The organism is Bradyrhizobium iriomotense (assembly GCF_018130765.1).
GTDB classification, from domain to species: Bacteria; Pseudomonadota; Alphaproteobacteria; order Rhizobiales; family Xanthobacteraceae; genus Bradyrhizobium; species Bradyrhizobium iriomotense_A.
This window is the reverse complement of the sequence record NZ_JAFCJZ010000010.1, coordinates 235,607-252,989: the sequence shown is the minus strand read 5'-3', so window position 1 is coordinate 252,989 and position 17,383 is coordinate 235,607. Positions and strand designations below refer to the sequence as shown.

The 17,383-nt window shown below is 62.5% G+C and carries 17 protein-coding genes and 1 tRNA gene; 7 read left to right on the top strand and 11 right to left on the bottom strand.

Annotation, left to right across the window (positions count from 1 at the left end; all coding sequences use genetic code 11):
* Nucleotides 1-276: 276 nt before the first annotated feature.
* Entirely contained in the window at nt 277-1,263 is a 987-nt protein-coding gene (locus JQ635_RS19385; protein WP_211411411.1) for an NAD-dependent epimerase/dehydratase family protein, read from the bottom strand.
* A gap of 526 nt (nt 1,264-1,789) precedes the next feature.
* Between JQ635_RS19385 and JQ635_RS19380 the strand changes: the two genes are divergently transcribed.
* The gene (locus JQ635_RS19380; RefSeq protein ID WP_211411410.1) at nt 1,790-2,797 is read left to right on the top strand and encodes a winged helix-turn-helix domain-containing protein; all 1,008 of its coding nucleotides are present in this window, start codon (nt 1,790-1,792) and stop codon (nt 2,795-2,797) included.
* A gap of 139 nt (nt 2,798-2,936) precedes the next feature.
* Nucleotides 2,937-4,805, top strand: a complete 1,869-nt coding sequence (locus JQ635_RS19375) for a hypothetical protein (protein WP_211411409.1) — start codon at nt 2,937-2,939, stop codon at nt 4,803-4,805.
* Nucleotides 4,806-4,978: 173 nt separating this feature from the next.
* On the opposite strand, the gene JQ635_RS19370 is transcribed toward JQ635_RS19375, so the two are convergent.
* The 3 genes from JQ635_RS19370 to JQ635_RS19360 form a co-directional block, all read right to left on the bottom strand.
* Nucleotides 4,979-5,218: a hypothetical protein gene (locus JQ635_RS19370; protein WP_211411408.1), complete on the bottom strand. Its 240-nt coding sequence runs from the start codon at nt 5,216-5,218 to the stop codon at nt 4,979-4,981.
* A 9-nt stretch (nt 5,219-5,227) separates the two neighbouring features.
* Nucleotides 5,228-5,413, bottom strand: coding sequence for a hypothetical protein (locus tag JQ635_RS19365; RefSeq protein ID WP_211411407.1), 186 nt, complete (start codon nt 5,411-5,413; stop codon nt 5,228-5,230).
* Between the two features lie 167 nt (nt 5,414-5,580).
* Nucleotides 5,581-5,655, bottom strand: a tRNA-Gly gene (locus tag JQ635_RS19360).
* A gap of 275 nt (nt 5,656-5,930) precedes the next feature.
* Here JQ635_RS19360 and trxA point away from each other — a divergent pair.
* Both trxA and JQ635_RS19350 read left to right on the top strand, forming a co-directional pair.
* Complete coding sequence (gene trxA, locus JQ635_RS19355; RefSeq protein WP_211411406.1) at nt 5,931-6,854, top strand: thioredoxin; 924 nt, start codon at nt 5,931-5,933, stop codon at nt 6,852-6,854.
* 30 nt (nt 6,855-6,884) lie between these two features.
* Nucleotides 6,885-7,562: an LON peptidase substrate-binding domain-containing protein gene (locus JQ635_RS19350; protein ID WP_211411405.1), complete on the top strand. Its 678-nt coding sequence runs from the start codon at nt 6,885-6,887 to the stop codon at nt 7,560-7,562.
* Between the two features lie 113 nt (nt 7,563-7,675).
* Here the strand turns inward: JQ635_RS19350 and JQ635_RS19345 are convergent, their stop codons facing one another.
* The 5 genes from JQ635_RS19345 to JQ635_RS19325 form a co-directional block, all read right to left on the bottom strand.
* Complete coding sequence (locus JQ635_RS19345) at nt 7,676-10,177, bottom strand: bifunctional diguanylate cyclase/phosphodiesterase (RefSeq protein WP_211411404.1); 2,502 nt, start codon at nt 10,175-10,177, stop codon at nt 7,676-7,678.
* A 218-nt stretch (nt 10,178-10,395) separates the two neighbouring features.
* On the bottom strand, nt 10,396-10,989 hold the full coding sequence (locus JQ635_RS19340) for a cytochrome b/b6 domain-containing protein (protein ID WP_211411403.1): 594 nt from the start codon (nt 10,987-10,989) through the stop codon (nt 10,396-10,398).
* A gap of 74 nt (nt 10,990-11,063) precedes the next feature.
* Nucleotides 11,064-11,342, bottom strand: coding sequence for a PepSY domain-containing protein (locus JQ635_RS19335; RefSeq protein ID WP_100233301.1), 279 nt, complete (start codon nt 11,340-11,342; stop codon nt 11,064-11,066).
* Between the two features lie 234 nt (nt 11,343-11,576).
* Nucleotides 11,577-12,377 (bottom strand): SDR family oxidoreductase, encoded by an 801-nt coding sequence (locus tag JQ635_RS19330; protein WP_211411402.1) that lies wholly within the window; start codon nt 12,375-12,377, stop codon nt 11,577-11,579.
* A gap of 21 nt (nt 12,378-12,398) precedes the next feature.
* Nucleotides 12,399-12,749, bottom strand: a complete 351-nt coding sequence (locus JQ635_RS19325; protein ID WP_211411401.1) for a hypothetical protein — start codon at nt 12,747-12,749, stop codon at nt 12,399-12,401.
* A gap of 90 nt (nt 12,750-12,839) precedes the next feature.
* Here JQ635_RS19325 and JQ635_RS19320 point away from each other — a divergent pair, with 90 nt between their 5' ends.
* Together JQ635_RS19320 and JQ635_RS19315 are read left to right on the top strand one after the other, a co-directional pair.
* Nucleotides 12,840-13,370 (top strand): TetR/AcrR family transcriptional regulator, encoded by a 531-nt coding sequence (locus JQ635_RS19320; RefSeq protein ID WP_211411400.1) that lies wholly within the window; start codon nt 12,840-12,842, stop codon nt 13,368-13,370.
* Between the two features lie 61 nt (nt 13,371-13,431).
* Nucleotides 13,432-13,629 carry a Trm112 family protein gene (locus tag JQ635_RS19315; protein ID WP_194405294.1) on the top strand — a complete coding sequence of 66 codons (198 nt, stop codon included), beginning with the start codon at nt 13,432-13,434 and terminating at the stop codon, nt 13,627-13,629.
* 232 nt (nt 13,630-13,861) lie between these two features.
* Here the strand turns inward: JQ635_RS19315 and JQ635_RS19310 are convergent, their stop codons facing one another.
* A complete protein-coding gene (locus JQ635_RS19310) occupies nt 13,862-15,082 on the bottom strand; it encodes a ubiquinone biosynthesis hydroxylase (RefSeq protein WP_211411399.1) in 1,221 nt (406 codons plus the stop codon).
* A 208-nt stretch (nt 15,083-15,290) separates the two neighbouring features.
* Here JQ635_RS19310 and tesB point away from each other — a divergent pair, with 208 nt between their 5' ends.
* Nucleotides 15,291-16,154 carry an acyl-CoA thioesterase II gene (gene tesB, locus JQ635_RS19305; protein ID WP_211411398.1) on the top strand — a complete coding sequence of 288 codons (864 nt, stop codon included), beginning with the start codon at nt 15,291-15,293 and terminating at the stop codon, nt 16,152-16,154.
* Nucleotides 16,155-16,402: 248 nt separating this feature from the next.
* Here tesB and JQ635_RS19300 read toward each other — a convergent pair whose 3' ends face one another.
* A complete protein-coding gene (locus JQ635_RS19300) occupies nt 16,403-17,365 on the bottom strand; it encodes a Bug family tripartite tricarboxylate transporter substrate binding protein (protein WP_211411397.1) in 963 nt (320 codons plus the stop codon).
* Between the last annotated feature and the right edge of the window lie 18 nt (nt 17,366-17,383).

Genomic DNA, 17,383 nt, shown 5'->3' with positions numbered 1-17,383 from the left:
CACATCTGCGAGCGGTGAGAAGCGCATCGCGTGTGCTGTGGTTGCGCTCAATAAAAGTTGAGACGGATTTGCTGCGGACGCGGGCACAGCAGCGGCAACGATCTCGCTGCAACGCGGAATCGGAGAAGCGCGTGGCTCAATTTGCAGGCAGCGGGAAGGGCCCAAATAAAGAAATGCGAAAACAACCCCATGCACAGTAGAACGGCCGAGCCCGCGTCGCGCACGGTGAACCCGGACAGACGCTTGATGCGTCGAGCAAAACAACGAACACGGCGCTTAGAAGGCGATGGGGTAGGGCCCGTCGTCAAACACCGCATCATGATAGCCTTTCGACCCGACCTCGCGCGCCAGCGTGCTGCGGAAATCCTGGTCCGCACGGAGGCACTGCAGCACATGCGCAAAGTCGAATTCGGGCCGCCAGCCCAGCTCGCGCCGGGCGCGCGCGTTGACATAGACGCGGTCGAGCTGCGGAAACAGGCGCCAGCCGCGCGCCGCGTAGAGCTGCGCACAATCCGGATAGAGGGCGCGCACGACGCCTGCCGCGTCATCCGCCAGCGCCGCGAGATGATGCGGCTCGAACGGGCTCGTGGCCGAGACGATGTAGCGGGCAAAACCGATTTTTGGCGCGCGCTCGACGGCGAGCAGATGGGCGCTCACGGCGTCCGCTATGTCGAGCCGGCGATAGAGCAGCTCGTTGGCCTGTGCGTTGTCCAGCGGATAGGTCGACCGCAGCGCCGGATCGTCATCGTCCTCCGGAAAGAAGCGCGAGGTCCTGAGGACAACGACCGGCAAGCCGCGCTCGCGAAAGAACAGCTCGCACAGCGTCTCCGCCATCAGCTTGGTCGTGCCGTAGATGTTCTTCGGCACCGGCGGCAGCTCCTCGGTGACCCACACCGCCGCCTGCCCCGCTTCGGGGCGCAGCTGCGAGCCGAACGCGCTGGTGGTGCTGGTGAAGACGAAGCTCTTCATACCGGCCGCCGCGGCCGCCTCGAGCAAATTGAGCGTGCCGGTGACATTGGTATCGACGAAGTCCTGCTTCGTGTGGGTCGCCACATGCGGCTTGTGCAGCGTCGCGGTGTGGATCACGGCGGAGACGCCGTCCATCTGGCGCCGCCCGAACGTCGGATCGACGATCGAGCCGACGGCATCGGTGAAGGGGGAGGGCTTCAGATCGACCCCGCGCGCGGGCGAACCTCGCCCGCGGAGCATCCGCAAAAGGGCCTCCCCGAGGTGGCCTGCGCTGCCGGTGACCAGAATTGTCATTTCAAACCCATAACAGCCGCCAGCGGCGTGGAAAACCACTGCCCGGTCGGTTCCGCTGGATGCTCTGGGAAAAATTGGAGCAGGCGAAGGGGCTCGAACCCTCGATCGCGACCTTGTCGCTGTCCGACCCGCCCAGAACCAATGTAAGGTCTGTCGATCGTTTTTTTTGACGCGGGCCATCCCCGCGCATCACCTTGCAGCGTTCGTTGCCGCAAGACGGCTGCCTTGGCAAAACGCCGGATGATCTGCGAGCCCATTCCAGAGATGGATGCTAACCGTGAAATCGTCGTCAAGGACTTGCGGGACGCACCTCGACGGTTCGCGCTCACGATGCGCCTTGACCCCGCCACCTTTTACAAAGGACCGTCACGGCCAACGTGGTTGAGCCAGCCACGCGCAGGGCGCTAGGGTGATCGGTCCAAGCTCCAACCGATCGGCGCGAGGTAAAATCGTGTTTTCCACAGCACGGGACGGGGCCGCCCCCTCCGGGCGACTGGATTGAACTGCCTGACACCATCTGTTATTTGTGGTTGCACTGTGGAGCGATTGGCGGCGCGCCGCCGTTTTCTTTGGCAAAGCATTGGATGCGTATCTTCAGATTGCGGAGTCTGTACTGCGCTCGACTCGTGCGCCGATGACCCCGCGTGAGATTCTGAAGCGCGGGCTTGCATTGGGCAAAGTGCCGCCAAGGCTGCATGGCAAGACTCAGCATAAGACGCTTCAAGCGCGGATTAGCGAAGACATCTTGCTGCGCCGAGAACGTAGCTCATTTTTTCGAACGAAGCCCGGCGTGTTTTTCTTGCGTGAGTTCATAACTGACACATCGATTCCGGAAAAGTATAGAGTTCCCATTATTGCGCGGCGTAGACAGCGCGAATTAGCAGTTCGTCAAGCGCTCGCGTTTGATGCGCAGACGGTTGAAGGCCTGTGCGCAAGTACCTGCTCGGTCTCTGCACAACAAATACTCGGCTTGCTGCAAGCCCATCAATTTCACTACGCACGCAGCACCAAAGATGCGCGCTCGGACGACGTGCTCGTTTGGGCGTTCATGCTAGTGCTGCGAGACAACGCCGTCTTGACGTATCGCCATGGCCGCTACCGTGAAGATCGCGATAGCTTCCTTCGAAAGCGATCTCTCGGATTTTTCTCCCCGGTAGTGCAAGACGACTTGAGTTTGTTCGACCAAAATGACCACGGCATCGTCGCCAGTGGCTTACGTGCGTTGAATGTGGACTTGAATTTGAATGCTGAATACGAGTTGGCTGACTCGGCTCGCTTGGACAGCTTTGTGTGCACGTGCGAAGAGAAAGGTACTCGAAATCTGTTGGCCGTCGTGTATTTCGATTGCCCTAAATGGTTTGAACCGTTGACGCGCCGGTTAGCTATCAACGATCTTAGGTGGCACGACCTGTCCACTCCCGTTAATTACACCGAAGATTTTGACCCGTGGTCGCAACTTGTACTAGACCATGCCCAGCGTACTGTGGGGAAAGTACAACCTTCCGATGAGGCGCCGTGTAAAGCGATTTATTAGCGCAGAAGAAGAGGCCTATGTTCGGCTTCTAATCGGGAATCAAGACTCGGAAAATCGAAAAATAGGCCTTGAAACGCTTTGCAAACTCTACCGCTCGGGGTTCGTCCTTCGCGAGCGAGATGTTGTGGTCGTACACACAATGGGATTGCTGTACGACCAAGAGCCGCGCGTTCGTCGTTGGGCTCTCAACGCCCTAGCTCTTATCGGCACGAAAGAACAAGTCGCCGCAGTTTTGGAGGCGATCAAGCGCAACGAATCTGACCCTGATATTTTGGCCGCAGGTATCGCAGCCCTTTGCGCGATCGTTGACGCGGAAGAAGCCCGTCGCCAACTGAAGAGCGCCAACTTGCCTATCGAGGGGGCCATTCTTCTTGCTGCGGCTCAACAGAGTACCAGCTTCAATGAAGAACTTCGTGGCACGCGGATCAACATTGACACTGCCGATATCCCTCAACTGAGGCTAGCATCGATTTTGATTGGTCTTGGCAAGGCGCCAGAGAATTTTTTTGACGCCAAGTTCGAAAATCGTCAAGTCATAGGGAGTTTGAATGGGCACGATGACAGAATAGTTGCGCAGTACTCAGTGTGGGCAATTTGCGAAAACAAGACGTTGGGACCTAAAGCGCTTGGAGTAAAGCTAAAGGAAATTGAAGGGCGGCCCGAAAAGGTCAGAAAGTATGTGTATCAGACAATCGCGAGCAATGCCGCTGCGGCGAGAAAGAATCTCGACTTGCTCGTGCAGGGATCGGAGGACAAATCGGATGAGGCACGCAACGGGCTGGCGATAGGTTTGCGAGACACCTTCTTCGACTCCATTGAAGAGCTCGTATTAGAATGGTGGCCCGACGAACAGACCGAAAGCGTCCGTCAACGTCTCTTGGAGCACATGGCGGCACAGTCGGCAAAATGCTCGCTCTATAAGGAGCCAGTGTTGCAGATTTACAGGGATGCTCCTACAAACTCGCTAACGCGGAGCCGTCTTGAATCGGCAGCACGCGGAACTGAATTGCGCACTACGATGCGCGTCATCGCTTATGACGCGGAGGGCGCTGATCTATTTGGTTATGATCACGTGCCACAACGCGTGCGTTCATTCGACGGTCCGGAAACGCCCTTGCAGAGAGCCAAAAAAATAAAGGTTCTACTAGTAACTGCGCTTCCTAAAGAAGCCGCCGCGGTGATGGCAACGTTCGATTCAAGCGAAACGCTCGGTGTGCCGGGTGATCCCAACTTTTACGAGATCGGTGTTTATGAGCACAACCATGTACGGCGCGAGGTACTGACGGCATCTTCCGGTATGGGGACGCTGAACGCCAGTGCGCTGACGACGAATGCTTTGCGATCATTTCCGCAACTTGAGCATATCGTAATGGTCGGAATCGCTGGTGGCTGCCCTAATCACGAAAGAGCAGACGAGCATGTGAGATTGGGTGATATCGTTACGTCCGGGGGCAATGGGATCATTGCGCACGACTTCGTTAAAGAGACAGTCGATGGGCGCGAGATTCGCAGTGCGCCGCAAAGGGCCAGTGCAACATTAATGGGGATGGCGGCACGCCTTCAGGCTGAAGCGTTGATGGGGCGGCGGCCGTGGGATGCAATTGCCGCATCTGCACTTGATCGCCTTGGCGCCGATTACGCGCGTCCGGCCAACGAAACAGATGTGCTCCACAACGGCGCGGAAATCATCGGCCATCCACCTGATGGGCAACGGCGCGACGGGCTGCCAAGGGTGTTTTCAGGCGTCATCGCAGCCGCGGACACGTTACTGAAGAATGCCGCGACGCGCGATCAGTTGAGAGAACGCTTCAACGTCCGAGCGGTGGAGATGGAAGCAAGCGGGGTGCAAGACGCTGCGTGGCACGCCAACAAGGATATTTTTGTCGTCCGAGGGATTTGCGACTATTGCGATAAGGCAAAGAGCGACGTCTGGCAGAACTACGCCGCGTTGGTTGCTGCGGCGTACGCCCGTGCTTTAGTCCAAGCCATGCCGGGGGGTTGGTTTTAGCGCTGCGCTGTTCGCTGTCCTGTCTAGCGCGGTGCGGCCCGACTCGGTCATACTGCAAGGACTCACTGGCCGCGGGGTGCTTGGAAAGCGACCTATGAGACTCAATCGACGCTCGGTCACGATCGTCATCCGCGTCAACGTGGCCGGCTGCCTATTCGGGCTCGCCGCGATTATTAAGGCGCTGCTCTAACGAAGCGAAGGCCCGCCCTATCCGGCGGGCCTTTTTCGCGCAGCCGGGCTCGCAGCCCGCCCGCCCGTGCGCTCGCCTGTGGTTGGTCGTCGATACTCTTAAGCGACGGAGCGGGACGTTCCGTGACCGCATTGGCGGCGGTTTCTAACTCGGCGCGGTTGTTCAGCAGCGCGGCGTTAATGCGCGATGACGCGATGAAGGGGAAGCCGATCAGTACCTTCACGGGGTTGCCCTACGCGTCGTCGGCGAGCCACACCACAAAGACCGGATAGCCGAAGTGTTCGGGCCGGTATTCGAGGTTGGACTCGTCATCTGCGGAAGGCCGCCTGCTGGGGTAGTTGTCGCGAAGCTTGAGCGACAGTCGAATCTCCTGTCGGATATGGCGCAGTTTATCATGCCCGAGCAGAGAGCCGGTCACCGGTCGTTCACGGGGCCGCCACCCCTCCGGCCGCCGTGCGGCGCGCCGTTCAGCCTTTGTATGGCGTGAAGGTCCCCGCGCTCAGAGCTTTACCCCTGCCCGAAAAGAAACGCGGTCGCGCTCCCCGAAGGGAGCCCGTAACTTTATGACGATGCTCTAGGAAAAATTGGAGCGGGCGAAGGGGCTCGAACCCTCGACCCCGACCTTGGCAAGGTCGTGCTCTACCACTGAGCTACACCCGCATCCTGTGTCGGTCGCGTGACGCGCCGGCAACGGCTGTCGTATGCCAAAAGCGGGAGGGGAATGCAACAGCTACCGGCAGCATAGATTCGCAATTGGGAGCCCTAAATAGACCCCGAATGCGGCCAAATCGCCCGAAAACGCCCCGGAACCGGCGAATCGGCCCCGATGGATTGAAATTCGGCCCATTCGGCCCAATTTAGGAGCCGACAGCGAAGCATATGCGTTGGCGACGTGCTAAAGAGCCGCCATTCCAGACATCAGACGAGGGGATCCCGTGACGATCATCGACCAGGGTAACGGAGCCGCAAACTCGGCTGCGGCCGATCTGATCAAGGACACCACCACCCAGACCTTCGTGAAGGACGTCATCGAGGAATCGAAGCGCCAGCCGGTGCTGATCGACTTCTGGGCGGAGTGGTGCGGCCCCTGCAAGCAGCTCACCCCCGTGCTGGAAAAAGCGGTCAGGGCGGCCAAGGGCAAGGTCAAGCTGGTCAAGATGAACATCGACCAGCATCCGGCGATCCCGGGCCAGATGGGCATCCAGTCGATCCCGGCCGTGATCGCCTTCGTCAACGGCCAGCCGGCCGACGGCTTCATGGGCGCGGTGCCGGAGAGCCAGCTCAACGCCTTCATCGAAAAGCTGACCAAGGGCGTCACCGCCCCGGGCGAGGTCAACGTCGCCGAGATCGTGCAGGAAGCCGATGCCGTGCTGGCCGAGGGCGACGCTGCGGCGGCCGCGCAGATCTATGCCGAGGCGCTGCAGCATGATTCGACCAACATCGCGGCCCTGGCCGGCCTTGCCAAATGCTACGCCGTCTCCGGCGCGATGGAGCAGGCCAAGCAGACGCTGGCCATGGTGCCGGAATCCAAGCGCAACGATCCCGCGGTGAAAGCGGTGCAGACGACGATCGATCTTGCCGAGCAGGCAGAGCAGCTCGGGCCCGTGGCCGAGCTGGAACAGAAAGTTGCCGCAAACCCGCTCGATCATCAGGCCCGCTTCGACCTCGCGACCGCGCTCAACGCGCAAGGCAACCGGGCGGCGGCCACGGACCAGCTGCTCGAGATCGTCAGGCGCGACCGCAAGTGGAACGATGACGGCGCCCGCAAGCAGCTCGTGCAGTTCTTCGAGGCCTGGGGCGGCACGGATGATGCAACGGTCGAGGGACGAAAGCGCTTGTCGACGATCCTGTTTTCGTAGGGAATGCGCACAAGCGTCAGCGGGGACAAGATGCCGATCAACATCGAATATCGCGGACCCGCCGACCTTCCCGAAATCATTCCGGTGTTTCCGCTGCCGGGCGCGCTGCTATTGCCGCGCGGCCAGATGCCGCTCAACATCTTCGAACCGCGTTACCTCGCGATGGTCGACGATTCCTTCCGCGACGGCCATCGCCTGATCGGCATGATCCAGCCCGACGTGGCGCACTCGCCGAAGAATTCGGACAAGCCGGCGCTGTTCCGCGTCGGCTGCGTCGGCCGCATCACCCAGCTCGCCGAATCCGGCGACGGCCGCTACATCCTCGAGCTCACCGGCGTCTCCCGCTTCAAGGTGGTCGAGGAGCTCGAGGTGCTCACCGCCTACCGGCAGTGCAAGGTGGATTTCTTCACCTTCGTCGACGACTTCACGGCGCGCATGGGCGAGGACCAGGTCGACCGCGAAGCGCTGCTGTCGGTGCTCGCCGATTTCCTGAAGGCCAACAATCTCAAGGTCGACTGGGAGGGCGTCGAGAGTGCGCCCAACGAGGCGCTGGTCAACGCGCTGGCGATGATGTCGCCCTACGGCCCCGCCGAAAAGCAGGCCATGCTGGAAGCGCCCGACCTGAAGACGCGCGCCGAAATCCTCATCGCGGTCACCGAGATGGATCTCGCCAAGAAGCGCACCAGCGGCGACCCGCCGTTGCAGTGAGGGTCTAAAGCATGATCCGGAAAAGTGCGAAGCGGTTTTCCGGAAGGATCATGCGTAAACAACAACCTAAAGCGCGATGACGATTCATCCCAATCTCATCGCGCTTTAGCGGCTCACGCCGCGCGGATGGCTGCTCCGGAACCTCGCCGCAGCATTCTGGTGATGTCGGATGCAGGCATCGGCCGGCTGAAATAATAGCCTTGCGTTTCGCCGCAGCCTTCTTCGCGCAGGATGTCGAGCTGCTCCTTCGTCTCGACGCCTTCGGCGGTCGTCGTCTTGCCGAGGCTGACTGCGAAACGAACCACTGCTCGCGCGAGATGGCGCGCTTCTGCCCGCGTGCTTGATAGTTCGCTGACGAAGCTGCGGTCGATCTTGACCTTGTCGAACGGGAATCTCTGCAGAAAGCTCAGCGATGAATAGCCGGTGCCGAAATCGTCCAGGGCGATCCGCACGCCGAGCTCGCGCAGCTGGGCGAGCACCGCAAAGACGGCTTCGCTGTCATGCATGATCACCGTCTCGGTGACCTCGAGCTCGAGCCTGTGCGGCGCGAGTCCTGAACTCGCCAGCGCGCCGACAATGACCGGAACGAGCTCCTTGCTCCTGAATTGAGCGGGAGACAGGTTGATTGCGATCCTGACATGTGCAGGCCATGTGGCCGCTTCCACGCAGGCGGTCCTCAAGACCCATTCTCCCAGCGGCACGATCAACCCGGTCTCCTCCGCAAGCGGGATGAATTCGCCCGGCAGGACCGGGCCTCGCTGCGGATGATGCCAGCGCAGCAGGGCCTCGAAGCCACGGGTCTTGCCGCTAGCGGCGCCGACGAACGGCTGATAGTGAAGCTCGAATTGACGGTCGATAAGCGCATCCCGCAGGTCGCGCTCCAGGTTGCGGCGCGCATGCATGAGCTCGTCGAGCTCCGGCTCGAAGAAACGGAACGCACCACGTCCACCGCTCTTGGCCGAGTAGAGGGCGAGATCCGCGCTCTTCATGATCACGTCGGAATCGTTGCCATCGCGCGGCGCGATGGCAATGCCGATGCTGGTGCCCACCGTGACGCGGTGATCGCCGAGATCGAAGGGTTCGCAAAGCGCCTTCCTGATGTTCTCGGCAAGGGCGGAGGCCTCCACGGCCGGGTTGGTCACGTAATCGATCACCGCGAACTCGTCGCCGCCAAGCCGAGCGATCACCGCGGTTTCCGTGACGCATTCCCGCAGACGCGCAGCGACGGCGCGCAGCAGCGCATCGCCTGCCGGATGTCCCAGCGTGTCGTTGACTTCCTTGAAGCGATCGAGGTCGAGCATGAGCACAGCCAGATCGAGGCCGCCATTGCGCGTCACCGCGATCGCATGCTCCATCCGCTCTTTGAGCAGCACGCGATTTGGCAGATCGGTCAGCGCATCATGCTGCGCCATATGGGTGATCTTGGCCTCGGACCGGCGCTGCTCGGTCACATCGAGATGCGTGGCCACCCAACCGCCGCCGGCCATGGGCTGTCGCGTTACGCAGATCAACCGACCATCCGAAAACTCGTCGATCCTGCTCGAGACTGCATCGAACGGCAGGGCCGCCAATTTCGAGGTGAAGTGCTCGGCAGCGCCTTCGCTGGTGTCGCCCTTGAGGATGCCGTTCACAACGCGATGCCTGATGATATCGCTGTGCAGCGTCCCCGTTCTCAGCAGTTCCGGCGGGAGCCGATAAAGTTGCGCATAACGCTCGTTGCAGACGACGAGTCGCTTCTCCGCATCGAACATGCAGAGAGCCTCGACCATGTTGTTGATGGCCGTATCCAGTCTGACTGTCTGATCCTGGAGTTCCCTTTGCGAATCTTCCACCTGTTGCCTGGCGAGCGAAAGCTCCCTGATGATTTGCTCGAATCGGCTGGTTCTGGTCGCAAGCCGACGATCCGCCAGCACGCCGACGAAGCTCATCCCGAGCAGCGACAGGGCCACACCCGCAATTGCGATGGCGAGGAAGGTGGGCGAAAGCGACAATCCATCGTGTGTCAGCGTCAGGTCTGGAATGATCTGCACCGCCCCCATGGCCGTGAAATGGTGCGACACGATGGCGAGCGTCAGCAACAGCGCCGCAGCGAAGGCGCCCCGCTTGTCCTTGCGGCTCAGGGCGACCGCGAGTGCAGCGTAGCCCAGGACCATGCCGAGGACGATCGAGACGAACACCAGCTCCGGCGACCAGGTCACGCGACCCGGCACTTCGAGGGCCCACATGCCGAGATAGTGCATGCTCGCAATACCGGCGCCGATGATGCCGCCGCCGGCAGCCGCGCGCCACCGGCCGGAATTTCTGACGGCAACGCCAAAACCGCCTGAGGTCAGGATCATCGCCGCGGCGAGCGACAGCGCCGTCAGAGCAATACCGTAGTCAGTAGGGACGCCGGGCTCGTAGGCGAGCATTGCAACAAAATGCGTTGCCCAGATTCCGTAGCCGATGGCGGCACCCGCGATCGCGATCCAGATCAGCCGCGCCCAGGCTTGCGACGCGATCGCGCGATGAAAGATGCTGACGGCTACAACGCTCGCAGCGAAACAAACCAGGCCGGCCAGCATGACAAGCCGCCAGTCGTGCTCCGCCGTGAGGCAGGTAAAAACGCGGAACATTCAATATCGCTCCCTCGTCAATACTATCGAGGATTGAGCCGATCAGACTTTAGCCGCGTTAATTTTCTGCAATGCCCAGTTGCATGCCTATCGCGAGGTAAATGCTTCCCGGCAAATGACACCAGTTGGCGGTAGTTGTGCGGGTTAAGATGGTTCCGGCCCCTGAAACTACGCGGTTGAGCGGGCCTGTGGTTGCTCGGGAACTCAACCGGTTCCGCTTAGAGATGATGCCGGATGCGCTTGCGGCCGGTGATCATCGCTCGGATCAGGTTCTCGCGCTGAAGAAGGCCCATCAGCAGCACGCCCAGCACATGCAGCACGACCAGCACGATGACCGCGTCCGATGAATAGTGGTGAGTGTCCTCGACCCACCAGAGGCCGAAGAAGGTCACGGTGACCGACATCGCTCCCGTGATCGCCGAGACGGCGACCGCCAGCAGCAGCGCCACCAGCATCAACGTGCCGGCGGGATTGAGCCCGATATAGCGGCCGGAGATGCCGCGGCGCAGATTCCAGAGATAGCGTGGCGCGGCACGAAGCCGGACGCCGACCATGCGGAAGCGGGAGTAGCGACTGCCCCAAAAACCCCAGACCAGACGGAAGGCGAGAAGCCCGAGCACCGTATAGCCGACGATGCGATGGACACGGTCATAGACGGTGGGCGTGAACCACGCGGCCAGGATGCTGGCCGCGAAAGCCCAGTGCCAGAGGCGCAGCGGCAGATCCCAGACTGCGACCGTCCGCGAAACGGTTCGATCCGCGGGGGTCCTGTCGGACGCCCCGCGCGCTTCTGGCACCGCTTTTTCGATCAAGCTGGGACCACCCTCGAGCCTCACTCTGCGCGGACGATTTCGCGCAGCTCAACTGGCAAGCCTACTTGGCAGCCTTACTTGGCAATCGTGTGCTTCAGGCTGAGATCTTCCGGGCTGTAGAACAGCTCGTAGAGCTTGCCTTCCTTGACGCCGTACACTTCGTAGCACGAGCCTTCGATCTTGGAGCGCCGCACTTCGTAGCCCAGCGCCTTGGCCTTGGCTTCAGCTTCGCTGGCCGGCTTCCACGACGCCTTGTCGAGCTTGGTGCAGTCCTTGAAACCGTCGGCCATGGCCGTCGATCCCGCGCCAATCCCGATCGTCAGTGCAATGGCAACAACACGAATGACCTTCACGAACTTCTCCTCCTCTGTCGTGGGCGCTGCGCGGAGCCGCGAGCAAGACCGAAGGAAGCAAAGGAGGAGGTGAAGTCAATCGGGTTCGGGCATGGATCGCTTTAGATAAGTTCTAACATTGGCCAAAAGCCGAGTGCTCTCCGTGCGCAGTGCGCATTTGACCCGCCTCTGCGGCCTTACGCCTCACAGGCTCGTGGCGCACCGCTGGCCCGGCCAGTTGTGCCAGGCCGCGCCTCACGCCGCGGGGTAATTGCGTCGCAGCCAATCCGCCCAGGAGAGCTGTCCGCGAACACCTTGGCTGACGACGAAGCCCATGCCGCGCGCCCTCGCGTCCGACAGGTTCATCGGCAGGATTTTTTGATGCCATCCCCGGGCGTCCTGATACCGGCGGGCCAACGAGACGAGCTCGAGATCTTCGGGACCACCCATCTCGACACGCTCGCCACGCATTCCGTCGAAGGTGCAGGCCACGACGTGGTTGGCGACGTCCGACGTGTCGACCGGGTTGAACAGTGTCGTCGGCACCGGCCACATCGGAAGCCAGCGGAGGCCCGCGAGCAGCCGGTCGAGAAGATAGTAGAACGGCATCGCGCGAACGACGGACCATGACAGTGCTGACGCGCGCACCAGCCGTTCCCCGGCGAGCTTGACCCGCGCGTAGGGCAAGGTTGCCTCATCGAGGCCGACGATCGAGACGTGGAGAAAGTGCCGCACCTTGGCCTCCCCGCAGGACGACAGCAGCCGTTCAGTGCCCTCGACGTCCACGGCGGAAGGCGACGTGAAGAAGTCCGTCGGACGAATGCCGCCGCGTCGCGCGATCGGCGAACACGTCGCCGCATTGATCACCGTATCGACATCGTGCAGCGCGTCCCGCAACCCGGCGCCCGTCGCGAGGTCGCCGATCGCCCATTCGACATCCGATCGCGCGCCCGGCGCTCGCGCAAACACCCGAACCTGACGTCCGTCGTGAACGAGACGATCGACGATATCCCGGCCAAGATGACCTGTGCCCCCGGTGACGAGTGTCAGCGTCATGCCTCAACTCCCGTTCGACGATCAATAGCCGGCGATCGCCAGCGCGACGACCGCACTGAGCATTATCCAGCCGAAGTGCCGGCCGCGCGTAGCCCATGCGTTGGCGATAGCGGAGAGACCGAACACGCAGGCCATGGTGACGACGATCCAGTGGCGTGCCGGCTCCGAGCCCATCCAGGGCGTCGCGATGAGGAGCACGCCGCCGCCGATCCAGGCGACGGTCGAGGCCTGCCAGACCAGGCGGATCAGGGTGCGGAGCCGTTCCGGCTCGATGCTGGCGCGGGGAAAGACCTTGGTCTCGCCGAGGATGCCATGGATCACGGCCACGACGATGGTCAGCACGCCGGCGCACTGGAGCAGGAGATCACGCATCAACACCTCCATACAGTTATGTATGGTCAGATAGGCGCTGGCCTGTCGCCTGTCAATACACTAGTGTATGGTTCGATCCTGGGAACTGATATGACCGAACAGCTCTCCGCCGACGACTGGACCAGCCAGGGCCTGAAGACGCTGGCGAAGAGCGGCTTCACCGCTTTGAAGGCCGATCCCCTCGCCAAGGCCATGGGGGTGTCGCGCGGCAGCTTCTATTGGCATTTCGCCGATCTCGGCGCGTTCCACGCCGCGGTGCTGAAGCGCTGGCGCGAGATTGCGGCCGAGCAGATCATCGCCGACGTCGAGGCCGCCGGCGACGAGCCGCTGCAGGCGCTGCTGCGCAGGTCGTTCGGCGCGCGGCTCGATCTCGAGCGCGCGGTGCGCAACTGGGCAGCGTTCGATGCGGGCGCGCAAGGAGCGGTGCGCGCGATCGACCGCCGCAGGCTCGACTATATCGAGCAGCTGCTCGGCAAACGCGGGCTTGCCCCGGCGACGGCGCAGGCCCGGGCGCAGATCCTCTACTGGACGTTTTTGGGTTTCGCCTTGTCAGGATCGCCGGTGCCGGCGGCGCGGCTTCAGGGCATGCTCGACGAGCTTCTGCAGATGGTCTCCGCTTGAGCGGATACGATGGGCGCAGGCGAATTTCTGTGCTAGAGGCAACCGATTGCCGGAGACCCCGATGAACACGCCTACCGAACGTCCCGAAGCCAGCGTCGATCCCAAATTGCTGGAGATTCTGGTCTGCCCGCTGACCAAGGGCCCGCTGGAGTTCGATTCTGCAAAGCAGGAACTGATCTCGCGCAGCGCCAAGCTCGCCTATCCGATCCGCGACGGCATCCCGATCATGCTGCCGGAAGAAGCGCGCAAGATCGATTGATGGCGTCGCCCGTCGCTTGTTTGGAGCGATGCCCGCGCCACACCGTCGGTGTCGTCCTGGCGAAAGCCAGGACCCATAACCACCGAATTGCGTTGTTACGCGAGCCGGTCACTCCGGGTCTTCGCAAAACTGATGCTGCGGAGTATGGGTCCCGGATCTGCGCTCCGCTTCGCTGCGCTTGTCCAGGACGACGGGGAGAGACTGAAGCGCGAGCGCTCTCTAAACGTACGCCTTACAACGCCTCACCCTTCAACAGCCGCGGCACTTCGCCCGTCAGTCCGGCGGCCTGGCGGATAAAAAGGTTCTTCAGCGGCGGGGCGCGGTCGACGAGGCCGAGGCCGATGTCGCGCACCGTGCGCAGCAGGGTCGATTCGTTGGAGAACAGGAAGTTCAGCGAGTTGGTGGCGACGCCCATCGCCATGGTGTCGAAGCGGCGCCAGCGCTGGTAGCGCTCGAGCACGTCGGCGCCGCCGAGATCCATGCCGAGCCGCGCGGCGTCGACGACGACCTCGGCCAGCGCGGCAACATCCTTCAGCCCCATGTTGAGGCCCTGGCCCGCAATGGGGTGGATGACATGGGCGGCATCCCCGACCAGCGCGAGGCGCTCGGCGATGAAGGAACGCGCGACGAAATAGGACAGCGGAAACGCGCGCGGCTTGTCGAGCGCCTTCACCTCGCCGAGATGCAGGCCAAAGCGCTGCTCGAGCTCGCCGTGAAAGTCCTCGTCACTGAGCGCAATGATCCGCGCGGCCTCGGCCCGGCGCTCGGTCCACACCAGCGATGAACGCTTGCCCGAGAGCGGCAGGATCGCGAACGGACCTGCAGGCAGGAAGTGCTCTTCGGCGCGGCCCTCGTGATCGCGCTCGTGGCCGACGGTGACGACGATGCCGGACTGGTCATACTCCCAGCCGTGGGTGACGATGCCGGCGCGCTCGCGCAGTTTCGACCGCGCGCCGTCGGCGGCGACCAGGAGGCTGGCCGCGATCACGCTGCCGTCGCCGAGCGTCACGTCGATGCCGTCGGAACGCGCATCGTAGGATGCAACGGTGGTGGCGCGAAGATCGATGCCCTCGGCCTCGGCACGCACGACCAGCGCATCGATCAGACGGCGGTTCTCGACCATGTGCGCAAACGGCTCGCCCGGCGCGACGTCGCCGGCAAAATTCAAGAACACCGGACGCGTGGCGTCCTCCAGCTTGGAATCGGTGACGACCATGTCGAGGATCGGCTGCGCCTCGCCCCTGACGTCGTCCCAGGCGCCGATCGCCTCGAACAGGCGGCGGCAAGCAGCGACGATCGCGGTGGCGCGCGGGTCCCGGCTCGGCCGCGTGCTGAGCGCGGGATCGGCGACGATGACGGGGATCTCGGGACCCAGCCCCTGGCGCAACGCCAGAGCCAGCGCGAGGCCGGCAAACGCGCCGCCGCCAATAACAATGCTTCCCTGTACCGACATACCAAGCTTCCCGGTCAATTCTCGGTCTTGCTAGCAGACTTGAGCTGGGCGAAACAGTGCGGTGAAACAAGGGCGGAACGGCCCCCCATTGTGTCATTCCGGGGCGCGCATGAGCGCGAACCCGGAATCCAGAGGTTATCAGCTCGAGATTCCGGGTTCATCGCTGGCGCGATGCCCCGGAATGACGGGTCTTTTCGAGAGCATTCCCATGTCCAAAAGCCTGTTCGACCTCATTTCGATCCTCGACCTCGAACAGCTCGAGGTGAACCTGTTCCGCGGCAACAGCCCGAAGACAGACTGGCAGCGGGTGTTCGGCGGCCAGGTGATCGGGCAGGCGATGGTCGCGGCCTGTCGCACCGTCGAGGGGCGGCTGCCGCATTCGCTGCATTGCTATTTCATCCTGCCGGGCGATCCGAAGGTCCCGATCATCTACCAGGTCGAGCGCCTGCGCGACGGCAAGAGCTACTCGACCCGCCGCGTTACCGCGATCCAGCACGGCAATGCGATCTTCTCGATCATGGTCTCGTTCCACGCCGAGGAGGAAAGCGCCTTCGATCACCAGGACAAGATGCCCGATGTGCCGCCGCCGGAGAAGCTGACGGCGGAGGAGGTCGCCAAGCAGCCGATCTTCAAGGAGATGCCGGAGTTCATCCGCCGCTACTACGAGATGGACCGTCCGATCGAGTTGCGTCCCGTCGAGATCGGCCGCTATTTCGGCCAGAAGGTCGACGACGGCCGCATCCATATCTGGATCCGCACGGCTGCGAAGCTTCCTGATGATCCCGCGCTGCATCTGTGCGCGCTGGCCTATGCATCGGACTTCTCGCTGCTCGACGCGATCATGGCGCGCTATGGCCGCACGCTGTTCGACAAGCGCATGATGCCGGCGAGCCTCGATCACGCGATGTGGTTTCACCGCCCGTTCCGTGCCGACGAATGGCTGCTCTACGCCCAGGATTCGCCGAACGCGCGCGGCGGCCGCGGCCTATCGCGCGGCCTCATCTTCAAGCCCGACGGCACGCTGGTCGCGTCCGTCGCGCAGGAAGGCTCGGTGCGCGAGCGCAAGGCGTAACAAGTTGGAGTCGAATTGTTAGGCCGACAGCAGCGCTCTCTCCGTTCCCTCCCCCCTTGCGGGGAGGGGCAGGGAGGGGGTGCCACACGGGGATTCCTTCCGTCGCGCACTCGCGCTCGATCTATCATCAACAACCAGCGCCTTTTGCTGGGCGACCCCTCTCCCTAACCCTCCCCCACAAGGGGGGGAGGGAACACACCTTCGTCGGCGCACTCGTCGAATCTCATCTCATCAAGCCTTAGTCGGCATCAGCCGCCCTGCAGACCCGTCGCCTTGATCACCGGGCCCCATTTGAGCCGCTCCTGCGTCTCGAAGCGGGCGAGGTCCGTCGGCGTGCCGCCGGCGGGATCGAAGCCCAGCTCCTGCAGCCGCTTCCGCGTCTCGGGCAAAGCAAGTGCCTTGGCGAACTCGCCGTTCAGGAGCTCGATGACGGCCGGCGGCGTGTCGCGCGGCGCGTAGAAGGCATTCCATCCCGCCATCTCGAAATCGGGCACGCCCTGCTCGGCGACGGGTTTGACGCCCGGCAGGAGCGCGCTCGGCTTCAGCACAGTGATGCCGAGCGCCTTCAGCTTGCCGTCGTCGATCTGCGTTCGCACCGCCGTGACCGTATCGATCAGCAGCGGCACCTGTCCGCCGAGCACGTCGGTCATCGCGGTCGCCGATCCCTTGTAGGGAACGCCGAACATCGGCGCGCCGGTCTTCTCCTTGAGAAACTCGAAGATGACGCGCGCCGTCGTGCTCGGCAGGGCGATGTCGATCCTGTCGGGCTTCGCCTTGGCCGCACTGATCAGATCGGCCACGTTGTTTCCGGCGAACGATGGACTGGCCGTGATCACCAGCGGCAGCTTGCCGACCAGGATGATGGGAGCGAAATCCTTGTCCGGCACGAAGCCCAGCGAAGGATACATGAACTCGTTCATGGTCTGGGTGGCGTTGGTGCCCATCAGCAGCGTGTAGCCGTCGGGATCCGAATGCGCCGCCTGCTCGGTGCCGATATTGCCGCCGGCACCGGGCTTGTTCTCGACATAAAAGCGCTGGCCGAGCGTGCGCGACAGATGATCGGCGAGATATCGCGCGACGACATCGGTGCCCTGGCCTGCCTGATAGGGAACGATAATCTTGACGGGTCTCGTCGGATAGGTCTGCGCCAGGCTTGCGCAGCTCCATAGCAGGGCCAGCAATCCCACGGCCCATCTCGCGGATCTCAGCATGCTCGTTTCCTCTCGTTA

Coding starts and splice junctions, on each gene's coding strand:
- JQ635_RS19385 (WP_211411411.1), bottom strand. CDS start 1,263: ATGACAATTCTGGTCACCGGCAGCGCAGGCCACCTCGGGGAGGCCCTT.
- JQ635_RS19375 (WP_211411409.1), top strand. CDS start 2,937: ATGGGATTGCTGTACGACCAAGAGCCGCGCGTTCGTCGTTGGGCTCTC.
- JQ635_RS19350 (WP_211411405.1), top strand. CDS start 6,885: ATGCCGATCAACATCGAATATCGCGGACCCGCCGACCTTCCCGAAATC.
- JQ635_RS19345 (WP_211411404.1), bottom strand. CDS start 10,177: ATGTTCCGCGTTTTTACCTGCCTCACGGCGGAGCACGACTGGCGGCTT.
- JQ635_RS19330 (WP_211411402.1), bottom strand. CDS start 12,377: ATGACGCTGACACTCGTCACCGGGGGCACAGGTCATCTTGGCCGGGAT.
- JQ635_RS19325 (WP_211411401.1), bottom strand. CDS start 12,749: ATGCGTGATCTCCTGCTCCAGTGCGCCGGCGTGCTGACCATCGTCGTG.
- JQ635_RS19320 (WP_211411400.1), top strand. CDS start 12,840: ATGACCGAACAGCTCTCCGCCGACGACTGGACCAGCCAGGGCCTGAAG.
- JQ635_RS19315 (WP_194405294.1), top strand. CDS start 13,432: ATGAACACGCCTACCGAACGTCCCGAAGCCAGCGTCGATCCCAAATTG.
- JQ635_RS19310 (WP_211411399.1), bottom strand. CDS start 15,082: ATGTCGGTACAGGGAAGCATTGTTATTGGCGGCGGCGCGTTTGCCGGC.
- tesB (WP_211411398.1), top strand. CDS start 15,291: ATGTCCAAAAGCCTGTTCGACCTCATTTCGATCCTCGACCTCGAACAG.
- JQ635_RS19300 (WP_211411397.1), bottom strand. CDS start 17,365: ATGCTGAGATCCGCGAGATGGGCCGTGGGATTGCTGGCCCTGCTATGG.